At 68.3% G+C, this 19,449-nt stretch carries 11 protein-coding genes; 7 read left to right on the top strand and 4 right to left on the bottom strand.

Annotated elements, in window-relative coordinates:
* Positions 1 to 477: 477 nt before the first annotated feature.
* Positions 478 to 1,392, bottom strand: coding sequence for a glutaminase (locus tag WS45_RS07635; protein WP_059692100.1), 915 nt, complete (start codon positions 1,390 to 1,392; stop codon positions 478 to 480).
* Between the two features lie 224 nt (positions 1,393 to 1,616).
* Here WS45_RS07635 and WS45_RS07630 point away from each other — a divergent pair, with 224 nt between their 5' ends.
* Together WS45_RS07630 and WS45_RS07625 are read left to right on the top strand one after the other, a co-directional pair.
* Positions 1,617 to 2,327, top strand: coding sequence for a response regulator (locus WS45_RS07630; protein WP_059526956.1), 711 nt, complete (start codon positions 1,617 to 1,619; stop codon positions 2,325 to 2,327).
* A 64-nt stretch (positions 2,328 to 2,391) separates the two neighbouring features.
* Positions 2,392 to 3,522, top strand: coding sequence for an ATP-binding protein (locus WS45_RS07625; protein WP_059526953.1), 1,131 nt, complete (start codon positions 2,392 to 2,394; stop codon positions 3,520 to 3,522).
* A 6-nt stretch (positions 3,523 to 3,528) separates the two neighbouring features.
* Here the strand turns inward: WS45_RS07625 and WS45_RS07620 are convergent, their stop codons facing one another.
* Entirely contained in the window at positions 3,529 to 5,949 is a 2,421-nt protein-coding gene (locus WS45_RS07620) for a patatin-like phospholipase family protein (RefSeq protein ID WP_059692102.1), read from the bottom strand.
* Positions 5,950 to 6,221: 272 nt separating this feature from the next.
* On the opposite strand from WS45_RS07620, the gene WS45_RS07615 reads away from it, so the two are divergent.
* The 4 genes from WS45_RS07615 (at position 6,222) to WS45_RS07600 (ending at position 16,297) form a co-directional block, all read left to right on the top strand.
* A complete protein-coding gene (locus tag WS45_RS07615; protein WP_059526935.1) occupies positions 6,222 to 7,256 on the top strand; it encodes a rod shape-determining protein in 1,035 nt (344 codons plus the stop codon).
* 701 nt (positions 7,257 to 7,957) lie between these two features.
* Positions 7,958 to 13,561 (top strand): autotransporter domain-containing protein, encoded by a 5,604-nt coding sequence (locus WS45_RS07610; protein ID WP_059699153.1) that lies wholly within the window; start codon positions 7,958 to 7,960, stop codon positions 13,559 to 13,561.
* 155 nt (positions 13,562 to 13,716) lie between these two features.
* Positions 13,717 to 15,942, top strand: a complete 2,226-nt coding sequence (locus tag WS45_RS07605) for an amylo-alpha-1,6-glucosidase (RefSeq protein ID WP_059699152.1) — start codon at positions 13,717 to 13,719, stop codon at positions 15,940 to 15,942.
* Positions 15,943 to 16,045: 103 nt separating this feature from the next.
* Positions 16,046 to 16,297 carry a hypothetical protein gene (locus WS45_RS07600; RefSeq protein ID WP_059527240.1) on the top strand — a complete coding sequence of 84 codons (252 nt, stop codon included), beginning with the start codon at positions 16,046 to 16,048 and terminating at the stop codon, positions 16,295 to 16,297.
* A gap of 498 nt (positions 16,298 to 16,795) precedes the next feature.
* Here the strand turns inward: WS45_RS07600 and penR are convergent, their stop codons facing one another.
* Positions 16,796 to 17,686, bottom strand: a complete 891-nt coding sequence (gene penR, locus WS45_RS07595) for a beta-lactamase transcriptional regulator PenR (protein WP_059699151.1) — start codon at positions 17,684 to 17,686, stop codon at positions 16,796 to 16,798.
* A 116-nt stretch (positions 17,687 to 17,802) separates the two neighbouring features.
* Here penR and blaPEN-bcc point away from each other — a divergent pair, with 116 nt between their 5' ends.
* Positions 17,803 to 18,696 (top strand): PEN family class A beta-lactamase, Bcc-type, encoded by an 894-nt coding sequence (gene blaPEN-bcc, locus WS45_RS07590; RefSeq protein ID WP_059699149.1) that lies wholly within the window; start codon positions 17,803 to 17,805, stop codon positions 18,694 to 18,696.
* A 331-nt stretch (positions 18,697 to 19,027) separates the two neighbouring features.
* On the opposite strand, the gene WS45_RS07585 is transcribed toward blaPEN-bcc, so the two are convergent.
* On the bottom strand, positions 19,028 to 19,228 hold the full coding sequence (locus WS45_RS07585) for a DUF805 domain-containing protein (protein ID WP_059526917.1): 201 nt from the start codon (positions 19,226 to 19,228) through the stop codon (positions 19,028 to 19,030).
* Positions 19,229 to 19,449: the final 221 nt, after the last annotated feature.

The following is a 19,449-nucleotide window of genomic DNA, read 5'->3' as shown; positions in this document are numbered from 1 at the left end:
GTACGATTTTTCTTTGTGCAGGACCTGAGAGGGTCTCAGCTGCAAACGACAACTCGATTGGAAATTCCATGTGCAATTAGCGGCAATAGCCGCCCCCCCGTGTATACATTCCCACGTTGCGATGATCAAATGCAGACGGGGAAAGGTTAAACTGCTGACATTGGTCATCAGGGGGCATTTCGCTCACCCGTGACTGCCGCATTTTAATGCGTAATTTGGTAGAACGAGTTTCGGGGGAAACAGGGTTAACGCATATAGGCGTTCGAGAAGCGACGAGGACCAACCATCCCTTATACTTCGTGAGTTCGCAACAGGCTAGTGTTGCTGGGTGGACGATCACTATGGAGTCAGGGCAATGGCCGTTTCGGGTCGATTCCTGCCGAAAACCGACTTCCCCGTCCAACGCACCAGCGCCCGCCGCTATGAACCCACCGACATTGCGCAAATTAAGGTCCGCCTAAACCCAACCCCGCCCCCTCAAAAAATCGACCTCCCCGTATAAGTCGTCAACCACTCCAGCGCCAACGTCCCCGCCAACGAGTTCCCGTTCGCATCGAGCCCCGGCGCCCACACGCACACGGCCATGTCGCCCGGCAGCACCGCGACGATCCCGCCGCCGACACCGCTCTTGGCAGGCAAGCCGACGCGATAAACGAAGTCGCCCGCCGCGTCATAGGTGCCACAGGTCAACATCAGCGCCGACAACCGCTTCGCCGAACTCGCATCGACCACCCGCTCGCCGGTGACGGGCGCGATGCCGCCGTTCGCGAGAAACAGTGCCGCTTGCGCAAGCTCGATGCAGTTCATCGTGATCGCACACTGGCGGCAATACGCGTCCACCACCGTGTCGGGCGGCATCTGCATGTTCCCGAAGCTCGCCATGAAATGCGCCATTGCGCGGTTGCGTTCCGCATGTTCCAGCTCCGACAGCGCGACGCGCGAATCGTAGTCGACGTCGCCAACACCGATCAGCCGCCGCACGAACTCGACGAGCGCCGTCTCGGCCTTGACGAAGCGGCGGCACAGCACGTCGGTGACGACCAGCGCGCCGGCGTTGATGAACGGGTTGCGCGGCTTGCCGCGCTCGCTTTCGAGCTGAACGAGCGAGTTGAACGCGGTGCCGGACGGCTCGCGGCCGACCCGTTCCCACAGCGCATCGCCCAGCAACTGGAACGCGAGCGTGCACGCGAACAGCTTCGAGATGCTCTGGATCGAGAAGCGCTCCTGCGCGTCGCCGACGGTGTAAACGTTTCCGTCCAGCGTCACGACGGCCATCCCGAACTTGTCGGCGGGCACTTTCGCGAGCTCGGGAATGTAGTCGGCAACGCGTCCCTGGCCGATCCAGGGGGCGAGTTCGGCGTGGATGCGTTCGAGGATCGGCTGATAGTTCATCGCGTACGAGGCAGGGCGGGCGCGGAGCCCGGTTTTCAAAGAGCCCGTATGGAACCGTTTCGGCGCCGATTCGTCAAGCGTGGCAGCCATCGCGCCCTTATTCTCCAGATCTTCAAACGGGCAATCGGCGGGCGCAGTATCATGCGGTACGTTTCGGCCGATGGCCGGCGGCCGGCGCAAGCCCGCCGCCGCCACGGTCTCCCCGTATGATCCGACCGTTGCCCATGTCTTTTCGCATCCTGCTCGTCGAAGACGACACCCGCCTGTCCACGCTGATCGCCGGCTACCTGCGCAAGAACGACTACGAAGTCGACACTGTGCTGCACGGTGACGCCGCCGTGCCGGCGATCCTGTCCACGCGCCCGGATCTCGTCATTCTCGACGTGAACCTGCCGGGCAAGGACGGCTTCGAGATCTGCCGCGAGGCGCGCAAGCAGTACGACGGCGTGATCATCATGGTGACGGCGCGCGACGAGCCGTTCGACGAGCTGCTCGGCCTCGAATTCGGCGCCGACGACTACGTGCACAAGCCGGTCGAGCCGCGCATCCTGCTCGCGCGGATCAAGGCGCAGCTGCGCCGCGTCCCCGCGCGCGCGGCCGAGGGTGCCGCGCCGCAGCCGGAGCGCTACACGTTCGGCCAGTTCTCGATCGACCGCACCGACCGTTCGGTCGTGCTGCCGGGCGGCAGTTCACCCGACCTCACGTCGGCCGAGTTCGACCTGCTGTGGGTGCTGGTGTGCCACGCGGGAGAAGTCGTCAGCCGCGACGACCTGATGCTGCAGCTGCGCGGCGTCGAGTTCGACGGTCTCGACCGCACGATCGACGGGCGCATCTCGAAGCTGCGCCGCAAGCTGCACGACGACGCGGGCAACCCGCAGCGGATCAAGACGATCCGCAGCAAGGGTTACCAGTTCAGCAAGCATGCGTGGGAATGACGCCGGCCCGGCACGACGCCGTCGGCCGCCGCATCCCCGTATCGCACGATAGCCGGAAGCCGCGATGATCCGACGCACCCCTTCGCATCCCGACGCAGCGCCGCTTTCGGCGCCGCGCTATGTCAAATGGCGCTGGCTGCATTTCCGCCGCGCGTGGACCGACACGCGCGCCGACCGCATTCCGAGCTGGTCGCGCCTGTACGTGCGGACTTACCTGCATCTGCTCGGCCTCGTGCTGCTGACCGCGCTCGTGCCGGCGCTCGCGTTGTGCGTGGTGCTGTCGCCGGAAGTCGTGTGGCACGCGTTCGACGCGCTGCCGGGCGATATCTGGATCGTGCTCGCGTTCGTGTTCGCCGCGCCCGCGCTCGCCGCGTATCGGTGGATGCGGCCGGTCTGGTCGGATCTGGTGATGGTGCGCGAGCGCGCGATCGACTTCACCGGCGGGCGCTTCAACACGCGCGCGCGGGAGTCGCACAGCGTGATCATCGGCCCGCTCGCGCGCACGCTGAACGCGCTCGCGATGCGCATGGAGCGGCTGATCGCCGCGCAGCGCGACCTGACGAACGGGATCTCGCACGAGTTGCGCACGCCGCTCGCGCGCGTGCGTTTCGCGCTCGAGATGCTGCGCGAACCGGGCTCCGCCGCCGAATACAACGGTGCGCTGGAGAGCATCGCGCAGGACGTGACCGAGCTCGAGGAGTTGATCGACATGAGCCTCACGTATGCGCGGCTCGAATACAGCTCGCTGCAGTCGAACCTCGAACTGACCGCGCCCGTCGCGTGGTTCGAGCACCAGATCAGCGACGCGCAGCTGCTGTATCCGGAGCGCGCGATCGAGTCGCGCATCGCGATCGCGTCGGACCTGCGCGTGAAGATGGACCGGCGGCTGATGTCGTATGCGATGCGCAACCTGCTGCGCAACGCGAGCAAATATGCGGCGTCGCGGATCGTCGTCGGGATCGCGATCGAGCACGGCAACATCGCGATCTTCGTCGAGGACGACGGCCCGGGCGTGCCGGAGAGCGAGCGCGAGCGGATCTTCGACGCGTTCGTGCGCCTCGACCGCCGCACGGGCGGCTACGGGCTCGGCCTCGCGATCACGCGGCAGGTGCTCCACGCGCACAACGGCCGGATCGCGGTCGTCGATCCGGTCGAGCTCGGCGGCGCGCGCTTCGAGATCAGCTGGCCGATCTGAGCGCCGTCAGTACGTGCGGCCGAGCTGCAGGTAGATGTTGCGCCGGCCGCCCGGCGCGAGCGCGACACCCATGTACAGCGGACCGAATGCGGTCGACAGGCTCGTGAAGAACGTGTAGCTCTGCTTGAGCGTGCCGCCGCCGACGTTCACGCCGCTCGACCACACGTTGCCGACTTCCGCGCTGGCGCCAACCGACAGCGCCTTGATCGGGGATGCGTTGAACGTCATCAGCTGGTTCATGTAGGTCACGTTGCCGTACGCGAGTTCGTTGCCGGTCAACTGGTCGGCCGCATACGCGGCCAGATGCTGGAACCCGCCGAGCGTGAAGTTGAACGCGTTGATCAGGTTGGTGCCGCCGATGCTCTTGCCGCCCTCGATCGTTGCACTGACGCTGTGCCGGCCGAACTGCTGCGCGATCATCGCCTTGCCGTAGAGCTCGGTATAGGGCGTGTTGGACGCATCGGCGAGGTCCTGGGCGGACTGGGTGTTGTGCGACCACAGCGACCGTTCGACACGGAATTCGCCGTAGTAGCCGCGCCGCGGGAACATCGGATCGTCGAGCTGATCGATGACGAGCCGCGCACGCGCAGTCAGCGCCTGTGACGTGAAGCTCGGCCAGATCAGCGTCGAGCTGCCGTCGTCGAACGGGAATGGCAGGTTGTAGTTCGGCGAGCCATGCCCCGTCGCGTAGCCGATACCCATCCGGAAGTCGCCGAGCCGTGCGATCGGCAGGCCGAAGTCGAGCCCGGTGCGCGCCGTCTGCATCAAGTATTGATTCAGCTTCACCTCGCCGCTGTTGTCGTACAGGTTCACATAGCGGCGCTGGTATTCCGCATAAGGCGAAATGTAGAAACCGTACGCGGCCGGCAGCGGCTGGCGCAATTCGACGCGCGCCGACTGCAGATCGCTGCCGATCGTCGTGTCCGCGCGGAACTCCAGGCCCGATTCGGTGAGCCACGGCCGCCGGTAGCCGACGTGCAGGCGGAAGCCGCCCTCGTCGGTCGAGCTGCTCGACATCCCGACGCCGAACAGCAGGAAATTCGGCCCCCAGTATTTCTCCCGCGCATCGATCTCGAGCACGTTCTCGTCGCCGTGGCTCACGATCTGCTGCGTCACGCTCTCGAAATTGCCGCCGGTCGTCAGCCCGAGCAGGTCCTGGCTGACGGTCGCGGGATCGTAGGTGTCGCCCGGTTTCACATGCAGCGCGTCGCTGACGACACGCTTCGGCACGCCGCCGGTCGTCTTGATCTCGATCCGCGTGATGCGGATCGGCGGCGGCAGCGGCTGCGCATGCGCGGACCGGTAGGCCGCGTACTGTTCGGGCGTGAGCGCGAAGTGCCTGAGGCGCGGCAGCGCCGCGGTCGCGGCGGCCGCGCCGGCGGCGATCGCCTGCTTCGCGTTCTGGAAATCGGTGAACGCGAGCGCGCCGAGGTCGGGCGTGAGCAGCACGTCCTGTGCGGCGAGCTGCTTGCGCTGCGACGTCACGTTCTGGCGGATCAGGATGCCGACCATCTGCTGCATCACGTCGGCCGGCGACGCGAGCGCGTCGAGCGGGCGCAGCGGCGAGCCGATGTCGACGGCGATCACGACCTTCGCCCCCATCTGGCGCGCGGTGTCGACCGGCAGGTTGCTGACGAGCCCGCCGTCGACGAGTGCGCGGCCGTTGATCTCGGCCGGCGCGAACAGGCCGGGCATCGCCATGCTCGCGCGGATCGCGAGCGGCAGCGAGCCGTGGTCGAGCACGACCATCTGGCCCGTCTGCAGGTCGGTCGCGACCGCGCGATACGGGATCGGCAGTTGGTCGAACGGCTGGTTGGTCGGCACGGCGGCGGTCCAGTTCGCGAGCAGCGCCTGCAGCCGGTTGCCCTGCACGAGGCCGACCGGCGCCTTCACGCCTTTCTTGCCGAAGCCGAGCGTCAGGCTGTTGATGTACAGTCGCTCGTCCTCGCGGCTGCTTTGCGGCAGGTCCGCGCGGTCGGTCACGTCGAACGCGATGTCGGCCAGGTTCACCTCCGACAGCTGCTTCTGCATCTCGTCGGCGGCCATTCCGCTCGCATACAGGCCGCCGACCACGGCGCCCATGCTGGTGCCGGCGATGCAGTCGATCGGAATGCGGTTCTCCTCGAGCACCTTCAGCACGCCCAGGTGCGCGTATCCGCGGGCGCCGCCGCCGGACAGCACGAGGCCGATCGCCGGCCGGCCGGCCGGGCCGCCGTCGGCGTTGCAGGTCGGTGCGGGCTTGGCGGCGGGGGCGGCGGCCGTCGCGGCGAGCGCGCCCGGTGCGGCGGCAGTGGCCGCCGTCACGGGGCCGGCGGGGGTGTCGGCGGCCGGCAAGGGCTGGGCGGCAACGGTGCAGCACCAGAGCGCAACGAGCGTTGCGCCGAGTGGGCGCACCCCGAGCCAGCGGGGAAAAGCGGTCGCTGTCATGGAGGAATACCTGGCGTGATCGGTCGTCGGACGCCTGCCGGGAGCAGGCAAGACCGAGAGATTACCGTGTTTTACAAGCGCGACGCGAGAGGCCGATGCGTAGCCGCGGGCCTGCCGAAACGCACATTCGGCAATCTCGTCGCGAAAAAATCATGGGAATTGTCTAAAGTACCGGAACGATTTGCCGCTAAGTCCATGATGGGGCGGTAAAAGCGCGCCGCGGGGACGCGGCCTGGCCATTTCGGCCGGTTTGTTCAAAAAAAAGGCTTGATATGTCGACACCGCTGTTCGGAAAGTTGTTTGCGCAACCCGTTGCGATCGACCCTGGAACGGCGAGTACGCGGATTTATACGCACGAGCGCGGCGTGGTGCTGAACCAGCCGTCGGTCGTCTGCTTTCGCAAGGGCGGCGCGACCGACGCGCGACCGACGCTCGAAGCGGTCGGCGAGCTCGCGAAGGCGCTGCTCGGCCGTGAGCCGGGGCATCTGGAGGCCGTGCGGCCCATGCGGCATGGCGTGATCGCCGATGCGCACGCCGCCGAGCAGATGATCCGCCGCTTCATCGACATGTCGCGCACGCGTTCGCGTTTCGGCCGCCGCGTCGAGGTCACGTTGTGCGTGCCGTCGGATGCGACGGCGGTCGAGCGCCGCGCGATCCGCGAGGCCGCGTTCGCGGCCGGTGTATCGGACGTCGAACTGATCGAGGAAGCGCTCGCCGCCGGGCTCGGCGCGGGCCTGCCGGTCACCGAGCCGGTCGGCTCGATGGTGATCGATATCGGCGGCGGGACGACCGAAGTCGCGGTGATCGCGCTCGGCGGCATCGTCTACCGCGAGGCGATCCGCGTGGGCGGCAACCAGTTCGATGCGGCGATCGTCAACCACGTGCGCAACCTGTACGGCGTGCTGCTCGGCGAGCAGACCGCCGAGCGCGTGAAGAATTCGATCGGCTCGGCCACCAGCGCGGTGCCGCGCACGTCGACGCGCGCGATCGGGCGCGGCGTCGCGGACGGCCTGCCGCGCTCGATCGAGCTGTCCAACCACGACGTGGCGGACGCGCTGGCCGCACCGCTCAAGCAGGTGATCGGCGCGGTGAAGTCGGTGCTGGAGAATGCGCCGGCCGAACTCCTGACCGACATCGCGCATCGCGGCGTGGTGCTCACGGGCGGCGGCGCGCTGCTCGCGGGCCTCGAACGCCTGCTGCGCGACGAGACCGGGCTGACCGCGCGGATCGCCGACGAGCCGGCCACCTGCGCGGTGCGCGGCGCGGGGGAGGCGATGGGGCGGCTCGCGACGTGTCCGGTGGATTGACGCCGGCCGGGCCGGTGCATCGGCGTTCCTCGCCGGTCTTTCGAACCCCGAATCGCCAGCATGCCGTAACACGGCATGCCGGCCGGGAATCGATCGATTTCACGGCTTTCATTTTCATTTCAAAGCGGCGATTTCACGTGCGCCTGATTCGAACGTACCTAGCGGGACGTTGAAAATCCGTGCTTTCAATTAGCAAATGAAATGGATCCGGATAATGTGTGCCGGCTGCCGCTGTCGTCATTCATATCGCACCGCGAAAATCCAGCCGGCGATTCAGTGCGAAATATCGGTGTTTTCACGGATTCCGCGGCGTCGGTAGCTTGGCCCCGGATTTTGCCGGAATGACCGGGAAGCCTGCGTAAGCTGGTCGCTCCACGCATTTTCCCAAGTAAAAAATACGTATTCGATTGACCTCGATCAGATAACCAAACATCGACTGGAAAACCGTGTTTTTTTGATATAGCCTAGTCTGACAAAAGCAGGCGGAAATCAAATCAACCAGAAAGTCGCTGCATAAAAAAACGAGGGGTCACGATCATGGCATCCGGTTAGTTTTGCGTTCGCAAACGAGAATCGATTAACCAGCAGTTCATCCACGAATAAACCGACGTCGTTCCGCGACCGCCGGAGGGCACGCTTGCGTCCCGGATTTTCCGCTGTCGCCGGTCCGATCAGCATCCATGCCGATGATGAGGGGAAGCATGAACATTGCGCATTCGAAGAAGAGCGGGGAGCCGTTTCCGAGATTCCTGTTGCCGACGGGGGTTTTCCTGGCATTGTCCGGCGCGGGCATCGTTCCAGCGTACGCGACCTGCAGCACGGCGGGCACCACGGTAACCTGCTCGGGCGTCGCGAATCCGCTGGCGCCGAGCTATGCGAACAGCGCGAACAACCTGAACGTCACCGTCAATCCCGGCGCGAGCGTCGGCGTGCTGCTGGGCGTCGGCGGCACCGCGATGTCGCTGACCGGGAACAACAACACGCTGACCAACAACGGCTTGATCGACCCGTCCGCGCTCGGCTCGGGGCTCGGCGTGCTGTCGAGCGGGGCGGTGGTCGGCAATGCGTCGGCGAGCAACACCACCGTCACCAACAACGGCACGATGAACGGCTCGACCGGGGTGGCGATCAGCGGCGTGACCGGCATGGCGCTGTCGGTCCAGAACGGCACCGGCGGCACGTCGACCATCAACAACACCGGCACGATCGGCTCGAATCCGCTGGTCGGCGCGACGCTGTCCGGCGCGGATGCACCCGTGGTCGCCGCGTACGGCGGCGGCAGGGTCAACATGACGAACAGCGGGACGATCAACGGCCGCGTGTCGCTCGGCACCAACGGCACGCCCGGGCAGGGCAACACGTTCACGAACTCGGGCACGATCAACGGCGGCGTGTCGATGGGCGCGAACAGCAACAACACGTTCAACGCGGTGACGGGCTCGTCGGTCAACGCGGCGGGCGGCACTGGCGGCGCGTTCAACATCACGATCGGCCCGAACACGATCAACGTGGCGGCGACGGGCATCGTCGACGGCGGCGCGGGCGGCAACAACACGCTGAACCTGCAGCAGGGCACCTCCGCGAACGGCACGATCGCGGTCAACAATTACATCAACTTCAATCATCTCGACGTCACGAGCGGCAACTGGACGATCAACGGCCCGTCGACCGCGCAGGACGCGACGCTCGCGGGCGGCGTCGCGATCATCAACGACAACGCGTCGCTTGGCACGGGCACGATCACGGCCAACGGCGGTGCGTTGCAGGCGGGCACGGCGGGGCTCAACGTGTCGAACAACGTGGCGCTCGGCACCGCGCTGACGGTGCAGGGTGCGACGGGGCTCACGCTGTCGGGCACGGTGTCGGGCAGCGGCGCGCTGACGAAGAACGACGGCGGCACGCTGACGCTGTCGGGCGCCAACACCTATGCGGGCGGCACGAACCTGAACGGCGGCGGCCTCGTGGCCGGCAACAACCTGGCGCTCGGCACGGGCGCGCTGAACGTCAATGCGGCGGCGTCGCTCGACACGAGCGCGAGCGTCACGCTCAACAATGCGGTCAATCTCAACAACAGCGCGACGCTGACGCTCGGCGGCAGCAACGACCTCGGGCTGTCCGGCACGATCAGCGGAAACGGCGGCCTGGTGAAGAACGGCGCGGCGACGCTGTCACTGAGCGGCGTGAACACCTACACGGGCGACACGACGATCGTCAGCGGCACGCTTGCGCTGAGCGGTGCGGGCAGTCTCGCGGCGACCGGCACGGTGAACCTCACCGGCGCGGGCGCGACATTCGACCTGGGCGGCGCGTCGGGCGCGCGGACGATCGGCGCGCTGTCCGGCGCGGCCGGCACGAACGTGACCCTCGGCGCCAACACGCTGACGCTCAACGGCACCGTCAACGCAACCTACGCGGGCACGATCGGCGGTGCGGGCAGCGTGACGCTATCCGGCCCCGGCACGCAATCGCTGACCGGCACGAACACGTATACGGGCGGCACGAACCTGAACGGCGGCAACCTCGTCGTCGGCAGCAACGCGGCGCTGGGTTTGGGCGCGGTGAACGTCAACGGCTCGTCGACGCTCGATGCGACCACCAACGTGTCGCTCGCGAACGGCATCAACGTCGCCACCGGCACGACGCTGACCGTGGTCGGCAGCACCGATCTCGGGCTCGGCGGCACGATCTCCGGCGGTGGCGGGCTCGTGAAGAACGGCGCGGCGACGCTGACGCTGAACGGTGCGAACAACTACACGGGCGGCACGACGCTGAACGCGGGCGTCCTCGCGCTCGGCAATGCCGCGGCCCTCGGTACCGGCACGTTGACCGTCGGCGGCGCGGCGACGCTCGATGCGACCACGAACCTGGCGATCGGCAACGCGATCGATCTCGGCGCGAGCACGGCGCTCACGCTGGGCGGCAGCAATGCACTCGGGCTGGGCGGCGGGATTTCCGGCACGGGCGCGCTGGTGAAGAACGGCGCGGCGACCGTGACGCTGACGGGCGCGAACACGTATACGGGCGGCACGACGATCAACGCAGGCACGCTGGCGATCGGCGCGGGCGGCAGCCTGGCGGGGACCGGCGCGATGAATCTGGCGAACGCGGGCGCGACGCTCGACCTGAGCGGTGCGACCGCGGGCACGCAGTCGATCGGCGCGCTGGACGGCGTGGCCGGCAGCAACGTGAATCTCGGCGCCAACACGCTGACGCTGGGCGGGACGACCGGCGGCACCTTCAACGGGGCGATCGGCGGGACCGGCAGCCTGACGCTGGCCGGCACCGGCACGCAGACGCTGAACGGCGCGAGCACCTATTCGGGCGGCACGAACCTCAATAGCGGCGGCCTGGTGCTCGGCAACGCCGCGGCACTCGGCACCGGCGCGCTGAACGTTGGCGGCGCGGCGACGCTCGATACGAACGCGAGCCTGTCGATCACCAACGCAGTCGATCTCGGCACGGGCGCGACGCTGACGCTCGGCGGCAGCAACGCGCTCGGATTGAGCGGCGCGATCTCCGGCGCGGGCGCGCTCGTGAAGGACGGCGCGGCGACCACGACGCTGACGGGCGCGAACACCTACACGGGCGGCACGACGATCAACGCGGGCACGCTGGCGATCGGCGCGGGCGGCAGCCTGGCCGCGACCGGCGCGATGAATCTCGCGAACGCGGGCGCGACGCTTGACCTGAGCGGTGCGACGGGCGCGCAAACGCTCGGCGCGCTGTCGGGCGTGGCCGGCAGCAACGTGAATATCGGCGCCAACGCGCTGACGCTGGGCGGGACGGGCAGCGGCACGTTCAACGGGGCGATCGGCGGCACCGGCAGCCTGACGCTGGCCGGCACCGGCACGCAGATGCTGAACGGCGCGAGCACCTATTCGGGCGGCACGAACCTCAATAGCGGCGGCCTGGTGCTCGGCAACGCCGCGGCACTCGGCACCGGCGCGCTGAACGTCGGCGGCGCGGCGACGCTCGATACGAACGCGAGCCTGTCGATCACCAACGCAGTCGATCTCGGCACGGGGGCGACGCTGACGCTCGGCGGCAGCAACGCACTCGGATTGAGCGGCGCGATCTCCGGCGCGGGCGCGCTCGTGAAGGACGGCGCGGCGACCACGACGCTGACGGGCGCGAACACGTACACCGGCGGCACGACGATCAACGCGGGCACGCTGGCGATCGGCGCGGGCGGCAGCCTGGCCGCGACCGGCGCGATGAATCTCGCGAACGCGGGCGCGACGCTCGACCTGAGCGGTGCGACGGGTGCGCAAACGCTCGGCGCGCTGTCGGGCGTGGCCGGCAGCAACGTGAGCCTCGGCGGCAACGCGCTGACGCTGGGCGGAACCGCCAGCGGCGTGTTCGGCGGGGTGATCGGCGGGACCGGCGGGCTGACGGTCGCGGGCACCGGCATCCAGACGCTGACGGGCGCGAACACGTACACGGGCGGCACGACGATCGCGGCGGGCGGCACGCTGCAGCTCGGCAACGGCGGCACGTCGGGCAGCGTGGTCGGCAATGTCGTCGACAACGGCGCGCTGATCTTCAACCAGTCCGCCCACGTGACGCTCGCGAGCGTGCTGTCCGGCACCGGCTCGCTGACCCAGGCCGGCAGCGGACAACTGACGCTGACGGGCCTCAGTACGCTGAGCGGTCCCACCACCGTCGCCGCGGGCACGCTCGCCGTCGACGGTTCGCTCGGCCAGTCGACCGTGACCGTGCAGAGCGGCGCGACGCTGACGGGCACCGGCACGGTCGGCGGCATCGTCGTGCAGAGCGGCGCGTTCGCGGCCGTGTTGCAGCCGGGCGCGGCGCTGAACGTCGCCGGCAACGTCACGTTCCAGCCGGGCTCGACGCTGCAGGTCGCGGTCACGCCGCAGCAGGGCGGCAGCATCGCGGCGAGCGGCGCGGCCACGCTGAACGGCGGCACCGTGCAGGTGCTCGCGAACCAGGCCAGCTACCAGCCGACCACGAAGTACACGATCCTCACCGCATCGTCGGGCGTGCAGGGCACGTTCAGCCAGGTGAATTCGAACTACGCGTTCCTGATGCCGACGCTCAGCTACGATCCGGACCACGTGTACCTGCAGCTCGTCACGAACGGCACGTCGCTGCCCGATGTCGCGACGACGCCGAACCAGCGCGCGGTCGCGACCGCGATCGGTGCGCTCGGTACGGGCAACCCGCTGTACGACACGATACTGACGACCGACGCGGCCACCGCGCGCCGGGCCTACGGGATGCTCGACGGCGAACTGCAGGCGAGCCTGAAGAGCATGCTGCTGCTCGACAGCCGCTACGTGCGCGATGCCGTCACCGATCGCGTGCGCCAGGGCCTCGCACCCGGATCGGGGCCGCTTGCCGCGCTGTCGTCGGGCGGCGCTGCGCTGTGCGGCGACAACACGGCCGGTGTCGCCGACCCGACGTTGCCGCCGGAACGCCGGATCGGTTCGCGCGAAGGATGCTATGGCGGCACGCCGTATCAGCCGGTGGTCTGGGGGCAGGCGTTCGGCGGCCGCAGCAGGCTCGCGGGCGACGGCAACACGTCGGCGATCAACCGCAGCATGACGGGCTTCATCGCCGGTGCCGACATGGCGCTCAACGACAAGTGGCGTGCCGGCCTGGCCGCCGGCGTCACGCACAGCTCGCTCGACAACGACCAGAGTTCGTCGGCGTCGGTCAACAGCTATTACCTGTCGCTGTACGGCGGCGCGCAGTACGGTGCGCTCGGCGTGCGCGGCGGCGCGTCGTACACGTGGTACCGGATCAACAGCGACCGCAATCCGGGCTTCGCGGGCTTCTCCGATCACGATTCGGCCGGCTACAACGCGCATTCCGCGCAAGTGTTCGGCGAAGTCGGCTATGCGCTGCCGGTCGGGCCGGTCGCGCTCGAACCGTTCGCGGGTCTTGCCTACGTGAACCTGCATACCGACGGCTATACGGAAAGCGGCGGCGCGGCCGCGCTGCGCGCCGGCGGCGAGACGACCCACGTCGGTTTTTCGACGCTCGGCGTGCGTGCCGCGTCGCAGCTCGGCACGATCGCGAGCGGCACGTTCACCGCGCGCGGGACGGTCGGCTGGCGGCACGCGTTCGGCAACGTGCAGCCGTCGTCGGCGTTCACGTTCGCGAACGGCGGTACGTCGTTCCAGGTGTCGGGCGTGCCGATTGCTCGCGACAGCGCGGTGCTCGAAGCGGGTATCGACGCGACCATCACGAAGCGCCTGACGCTCGGCCTCACGTTCAGCGGCCAGTACGGCAGCGGCGTGCGTGACAACGCGGTGCTCGGCAACATCCTGTGGAAATTCTGAGCGCCGCCTGATGTGCCTGTGCGCGACCCCGCGCGGCGACGGCAACGCCGTGGGGGTCGCGTCTTTTTCGTCGCTGCGCGCGGCCCCCGTTCTGGCCTATCCTGTGCGAAACACGCGACGCGCACCGCGCGTTGCGCCTCGACACAGGAGCATCGATGCCGAATCACGCCGAAGCCACCACGACGCAGGCGCCGCAAGTCGCGCCGGTTCCCCCGACCCAGGCGACGGGCGCCGCGTTCATCGCCCCCGAAGCCGATCCGCAGGCACTCGCACGCAACAACCAGTACGTATTGAAATCCGGTGACGCGTTCGTCGTCAGCGACGCGCTCGGCGACATCGGCGGCCATGACGACGGCCTGTTCGTCGACGACATGCGCGTGCTGTCGACATGGCGCCTGACCTTCGGCGGCCGCGCGCCGTCGCTGCTGTCGGGCGCGACGAGCGCGGACAACGCGTCGTTCACCGCGCACCTGACGAACCGCCCGCTGCCGCCGCTCGGCGGCCGCGAGACGCCCGAGGGCGTGATCCACATCGAACGGATGCGCGTGCTCGCGGGCGACGTGCTGTACGAGGCGCTGACGCTGACGAACTACGGCGCGAGCGAGGCCGAGGTGCCGCTGTCGCTGTCGTTCGCGGCCGATTTCAAGGACATGTTCGAAGTGCGCGGCACGCCGCGCCCGAAACGCGGCACGGTGGTCGCGCCGTGCGTCGACGCCGGGGCGGTGCGGCTGCGCTACGACGGCCTCGACAAGGTCGAGCGCAACGTGACCGTGCATTTCTCGCCGGCGCCCGACGCGCTGTCGGTCGATCGCGCCGATTACACGCTGACGATCGCCGCGCAGGCGTGCGTGTCGATCTACCTGACCGTCGACGCGACGCTCGGCCCCGCGCACGACGGGGAAGGCCCGGGATGCGGCCGCGTCGCGCTGCGCACCGCGCTCGTCGGCGTGCATCGCGAGATGCGTTCGCGGCGCGAGTCGATGGCGCGCGTGAACACCGGCAATCCGCTGTTCGACGCATGGCTCGACCGGTCGCTCGCGGATCTCGGGCTGCTCACGACGCAGCTCGACACCGGGCCGTATCCGTATGCGGGCATTCCGTGGTTCTCGACGCCGTTCGGCCGCGACGCGGTGATCACGTCGCTGCAGATGCTGTGGCTGCAGCCGTCGCTCGCGCGCGGCGTGCTGCGCTTTCTCGCGGAGCACCAGGCGCGCGAGACGTCCGCGTTCCGCGACGCGGAGCCCGGCAAGATCATGCACGAGTTCCGCCGCAGCGAGATGGCCGCGACGGGCGAGGTGCCGTTCGCGCTGTATTACGGCGGCGTCGACACGACCCCGCTGTTCATCGTGCTCGCGGGCGCGTACGTCGAACACACCGGCGACGACGCGCTGATCGACGAGCTGTGGCCCGCGCTCGAGCGCGCCGCGCAGTGGGTGATCGACAAGTGCGACCGCAATCCGTACGGGCTGCTCGATTACCAGCGCACGTCGGAGCGCGGCCTCGCGAACCAGGGCTGGAAGGACAGCCACGATTCGGTGTTCCACGCGGACGGGCGCTTCCCCGACGGCCCGATCGCGCTGGTCGAAGTGCAGGCGTATGCGTGCGCGGCGCTCGATGCGATGTCGATGTGCTCGCACCGGCGTGGCCACGCGGCCGACGCGACGCGCTATGCGTTGCGCGCGAAGGCGCTGCGCGACCAGGTCGACGCGCTGTTCTGGATGCCGGAGGGCGAGTTCTACGGGATCGCGCTCGACGGTCACGGCGACCTGTGCCGCGTGCTGGCGTCGAACGCGGGCCATCTGCTCGCGTTCGGGCTGCCCGACGCCGAGCGCGGCGCGGCGGTCGCCGGCGTGCTCGGCTCGACGCTGTTCCAGACGGGTTGGGGCATTCGCACGCTCGCGGCCGGCCAGCCGCGCTTCAATCCGATGGCCTATCACAACGGTTCGGTGTGGCCGCACGACAATGCACTGATCGCGCGCGGGCTTGCGCGCTACGGCGACAAGACGGCCGCGGTGAACCTGCTGCGCGCGCTGTTCGAAGCCGCGGTCAGCTTCGAGATGCGGCTGCCGGAGCTGTTCTGCGGGTTCCCGCGCCGGCGCGGCGAGCCGCCGACGGCTTATCCGGTCGCGTGCCTGCCGCAGGCGTGGGCGGCCGGTGCGCCGTTCATGATGCTGCAGGCCTGTCTCGGCGTGAGCGTGGACGCGGCGCGCCACGAAGTGCGCGTCGAGCGCCCGGCGCTGCCCGAAGGCGTCGACTGGCTGCGCATCGACGAACTGCGGGTCGGCGACGAAACCGTATCGCTGACGTTCCGGCGCGTCGATGGTCAGGTGGTCGCGGCGGCGGCGCAGCCGGGGCGGGTGAAGGTGGTCGCGGTGCTGTAGTCGTGCAGCGGCCTGCACGGACGTTGCGCGATGTCGCGCCACGTCCGCGCGCAGCGGCATAGAATCGTGACATGACCCTTGAACGATGGCGGAGGCACCTACGATGACGACCGACAATCGGCCCGACGACGGCGAGCACAAGCTCGAGAATCTGGAAGCGGCGGTCGACCACCTGCACAAGTCGATCGAGTCGCAGAGCATCGCGGCTGGCGCGGCGAAGGGCATCCTGTTCAGCCTGATCGAGACGCTCGGCGCGCTGATCGGCGATCCCGACCTGCCCGAACATGCGCGTTCCGGATACGAGGCGCTGCGCGACAAGGCGCGTGATTTGCGCGGCGGGCTCGACCGGCATTGACGAACCGGCAGCGCGGGCGTCGGCCACACGGCCCGCGCCGGTGCTGCCCAATTCTGCGCGGCGCGCACAAAACCCCGTGCGCTCAACGAGTTAGCCCGCCGGTGCGCAGGATATCCACAAGCTTGCCAACACAATCTGTGGAGAACCGTCCGGCCCCCAAAACCGGCTGCGTGGTGCAGGCCTCGAGGCCGCAAACGATGCCGCGTCATTGACCTGTCTGACCCGATCTACTGAATCCCCTTTTGTATCAGGATGTTACGCGTCACATTGGTGGAATATCCACAGGCTTGCCAACAAAATCTGTGGATAAGTCCGACGTGATTGCTTCCTGATGGTTGAGGATCGGGCGAGCGGCGGCCGGCAGGCTCGCGCCTTTGCGCACGGGCTGCCCGATGCGTGCATCGGCGCGGTAATTCGTGCACGATCAACGGGTTAGGCCCCGGATACCCAGGATATCCACATCCTTGCCAACACAATCTGTGGACAAGCACGGCGCCATCATGCGACCGGCGCCGCGTCGGCCGCTTCTGCAACGATCCAGTCGCGAAACAGCGTCATCGCCGGCGTGAGCGGTTTCGACTTCAGCGACGTGAGCCAGTAGCCGCCCGCGCGCACGTCGATGTCGAGCGGCCGCGCGAGCTGGCCGAGCTGAAGTTCGCGCGCGAACATGCAGGCCGGCGCGAGCGCGATGCCCGCGCCCTGCATCGCGGCCTCGACCATCAGCCGCGACGAATCGAACACGGGCCCGTTCACCGACCACGGTTCGAGCTGCGCGGCGTCGAACCAGCCGAGCCATTCGTCGGTGCGGTACGAGCGCAGCAACGTTTCGTTCGCGAGATCGGCCGGCCGTGCGAGGCGCCGCGCGATCTCCGGCGCGCACAGCGCGGTGAGCGGTGCGTCGAGCAGCCGCTCGTTGCGCGTCGCCGGCCAGTTGCCTTCCCCGAAGCGGATCGCGAAATCGAGGCCCTCGGCCGCGAGGTCGACGACGTTGTTGTTGGTCCGCAGCCGCAGCTCGACGAACGGGTGCGTGTCGCCGAAGCGCTTCAGCCGTGGCATTAGCCAGCCTAGGGCAAAGGTGCCGACCGCGCCGAGCGTCAGCACCTCGTGGAAGCGCCCGCCCTCGAACTGCTTGAGCACGGTCTCGATCCGGCTGAATGCGTCGCTGAGCACCGGCAGCAGCGCGCGCCCTTCGTCGGTGAGCCCGAGGCCGCGCGGCAGCCGGGTGAACAGCGCGCAGCCGAGCCGCTCCTCGAGCGAGCGCACCTGCTGGCTGACGGCGGCCTGGGTCACGCTCAGCTCGAGGCCGGCGCGCGTGAAGTTCAGGTGGCGCGCCGACGATTCGAACGCGCGCAAGGCATTCAGCGGAAGATGAGGGCGGAGCTTGGTCATAAGAATTTCTTGTGGCAGCGCTCAATTATCGTTGCTTGTCAGGCAACCGTAAAGTCACGATAGTGCTGTCTCGGCGGCCGGCCGTTCCGCATTCATTCCACCACGAGAGACACGACATGACCTACTCATCGCAACGTCGAACCCTGTTGCTGGCCGCCGCGACGGCGCCGCTCGTCCTGACCGTCGCCGCGTGCGCGTCGCCGCCGGCCGCGGGGCGGGACGTTTCGTCCGCGACGTCGTTTGCCGCGCTCGAGCGCGCGGCGGGCGGCCGTCTCGGCGTGTGCGCGATCGACACCGCGAGCGGCCTGCACGCGCTGCATCGCGCGGACGAGCGCTTCCCGTTCTGCAGCACGTTCAAGGCGATGCTGAGCGCGGCGGTGCTCGCGCAGAGCGTCGAGCACCCGGGGCTGCTGCAGCAGCGCGTGACGATCGCGCAGTCCGATCTCGTGAACTACTCGCCGGTGTCGGGCAAGCACGTCGGCACGGGGATGACCGTCGCCGAGTTGTGCGAGGCGGCGATCCAGTACAGCGACAACTCGGCCGCGAACCTGGCGATGAAGCTGATCGGCGGGCCGGAGGCGGTGACCGCATATGCACGCTCGATCGGCGACGACGCGTTCCGGCTCGATCGCTGGGAGACCGAACTGAACACCGCGTTGCCGGGCGACCCGCGCGACACGACGACGCCCGCCGCGATGGCCGCGAGCATGCGCGTGCTCACGCTCGGCGACGCGCTGCCGCCCGTGCAGCGTGCGCGGCTCATCGCGTGGCTGCGCGGCAACAAGGTCGGCGACAAGCGGATTCGCGCGGGCGTGCCGGCCGGGTGGCAGGTGGCCGACAAGACCGGCACCGGCGACTACGGGACGACGAACGATGCAGGAGTGATCTGGCCGCCGTCGCGCGCGCCGATCGTGCTCGTCGTGTACTACACGCAGGCGCGTGCCGATGCGAAGGCGAAGGACGACGTGATCGCCGCCGCCGCGCGCATCGCGGTCGCGACGTTCGCCTGAGCGCGTGGCGCGGCGTGCGTTCATCGACGGATGGGCGAAGCGATGGAGGCACGCCGTGCCGCGGTCGTGACCGGCAGGTCGAAACGTTGTGCGATCAACGACTTAGGTCACGCATGCTCAGGATATCCACATCCTTGCCAACAAAAATTGTGGACAAGCCCGCGAGCGGTCGCGTTCGGCGCGCGGCGGGCGCGTCGTCGGTATGCCGCGGGCCTGCCTGCACGATTCGAAGCGGCGTGGACAAAACCTTTCGGATCAAGCGCTTGATCGCGGTATGCGCAGGCTATCCACAAGCTTGCCAACACAATCTGTGGACAAGCCCGCTCGATGTTCAGCCATGCCGATCGTCGACCGACGGCCAGCGCGCGAACGCGAACACCCACAACATGATGAAGTTCAGGACCGGGATGAACATCGTCAGGATCCACCAGCCTGAATGTCCGGTACGCCGAACGATTCGGACATACGGATAGACGACGATCGCGACGAGCACGAGCGAGACGATCAACTGCCCTGCGGTGAAGTGTTCCATGGTCTTCCTCGGATGATGTGTCGTTGTCCGATGCGGGCCGAAGGGCCCGCACGTGGCGCCGCGCGTGCAGTCGCGCGATGCGCGGCCGCGTGCGGCTCGTGTGATCCTGACGCGTCGCGTGCATGAACGTCAAGCTGCGTTCGGGGTGCCGCGGTTGCGCCGGATCGTCCGATCGCGCGCGTGAGCGGACCGCGCGTTGCCGCAACGGTGGCGCGGCGCAT

The organism is Burkholderia sp. RF2-non_BP3, assembly GCF_001522185.1.
In the GTDB taxonomy this organism is placed as follows: Bacteria; Pseudomonadota; Gammaproteobacteria; order Burkholderiales; family Burkholderiaceae; genus Burkholderia; species Burkholderia diffusa.
The sequence above is the reverse complement of the archived record's forward strand: the minus strand, read 5'-3'. Positions and strand labels throughout refer to the sequence as shown.

What these genes read in the sequence shown, in the direction of transcription:
- WS45_RS07635 (WP_059692100.1), bottom strand. Translation starts at nt 1,392, where the DNA reads ATGAACTATCAGCCGATCCTCGAACGCATCCACGCCGAACTCGCCCCC.
- blaPEN-bcc (WP_059699149.1), top strand. Translation starts at nt 17,803, where the DNA reads ATGACCTACTCATCGCAACGTCGAACCCTGTTGCTGGCCGCCGCGACG.
- WS45_RS07630 (WP_059526956.1), top strand. Translation starts at nt 1,617, where the DNA reads ATGTCTTTTCGCATCCTGCTCGTCGAAGACGACACCCGCCTGTCCACG.
- penR (WP_059699151.1), bottom strand. Translation starts at nt 17,686, where the DNA reads ATGACCAAGCTCCGCCCTCATCTTCCGCTGAATGCCTTGCGCGCGTTC.
- WS45_RS07615 (WP_059526935.1), top strand. Translation starts at nt 6,222, where the DNA reads ATGTCGACACCGCTGTTCGGAAAGTTGTTTGCGCAACCCGTTGCGATC.
- WS45_RS07625 (WP_059526953.1), top strand. Translation starts at nt 2,392, where the DNA reads ATGATCCGACGCACCCCTTCGCATCCCGACGCAGCGCCGCTTTCGGCG.
- WS45_RS07610 (WP_059699153.1), top strand. Translation starts at nt 7,958, where the DNA reads ATGAACATTGCGCATTCGAAGAAGAGCGGGGAGCCGTTTCCGAGATTC.
- WS45_RS07585 (WP_059526917.1), bottom strand. Translation starts at nt 19,228, where the DNA reads ATGGAACACTTCACCGCAGGGCAGTTGATCGTCTCGCTCGTGCTCGTC.
- WS45_RS07605 (WP_059699152.1), top strand. Translation starts at nt 13,717, where the DNA reads ATGCCGAATCACGCCGAAGCCACCACGACGCAGGCGCCGCAAGTCGCG.
- WS45_RS07600 (WP_059527240.1), top strand. Translation starts at nt 16,046, where the DNA reads ATGACGACCGACAATCGGCCCGACGACGGCGAGCACAAGCTCGAGAAT.
- WS45_RS07620 (WP_059692102.1), bottom strand. Translation starts at nt 5,949, where the DNA reads ATGACAGCGACCGCTTTTCCCCGCTGGCTCGGGGTGCGCCCACTCGGC.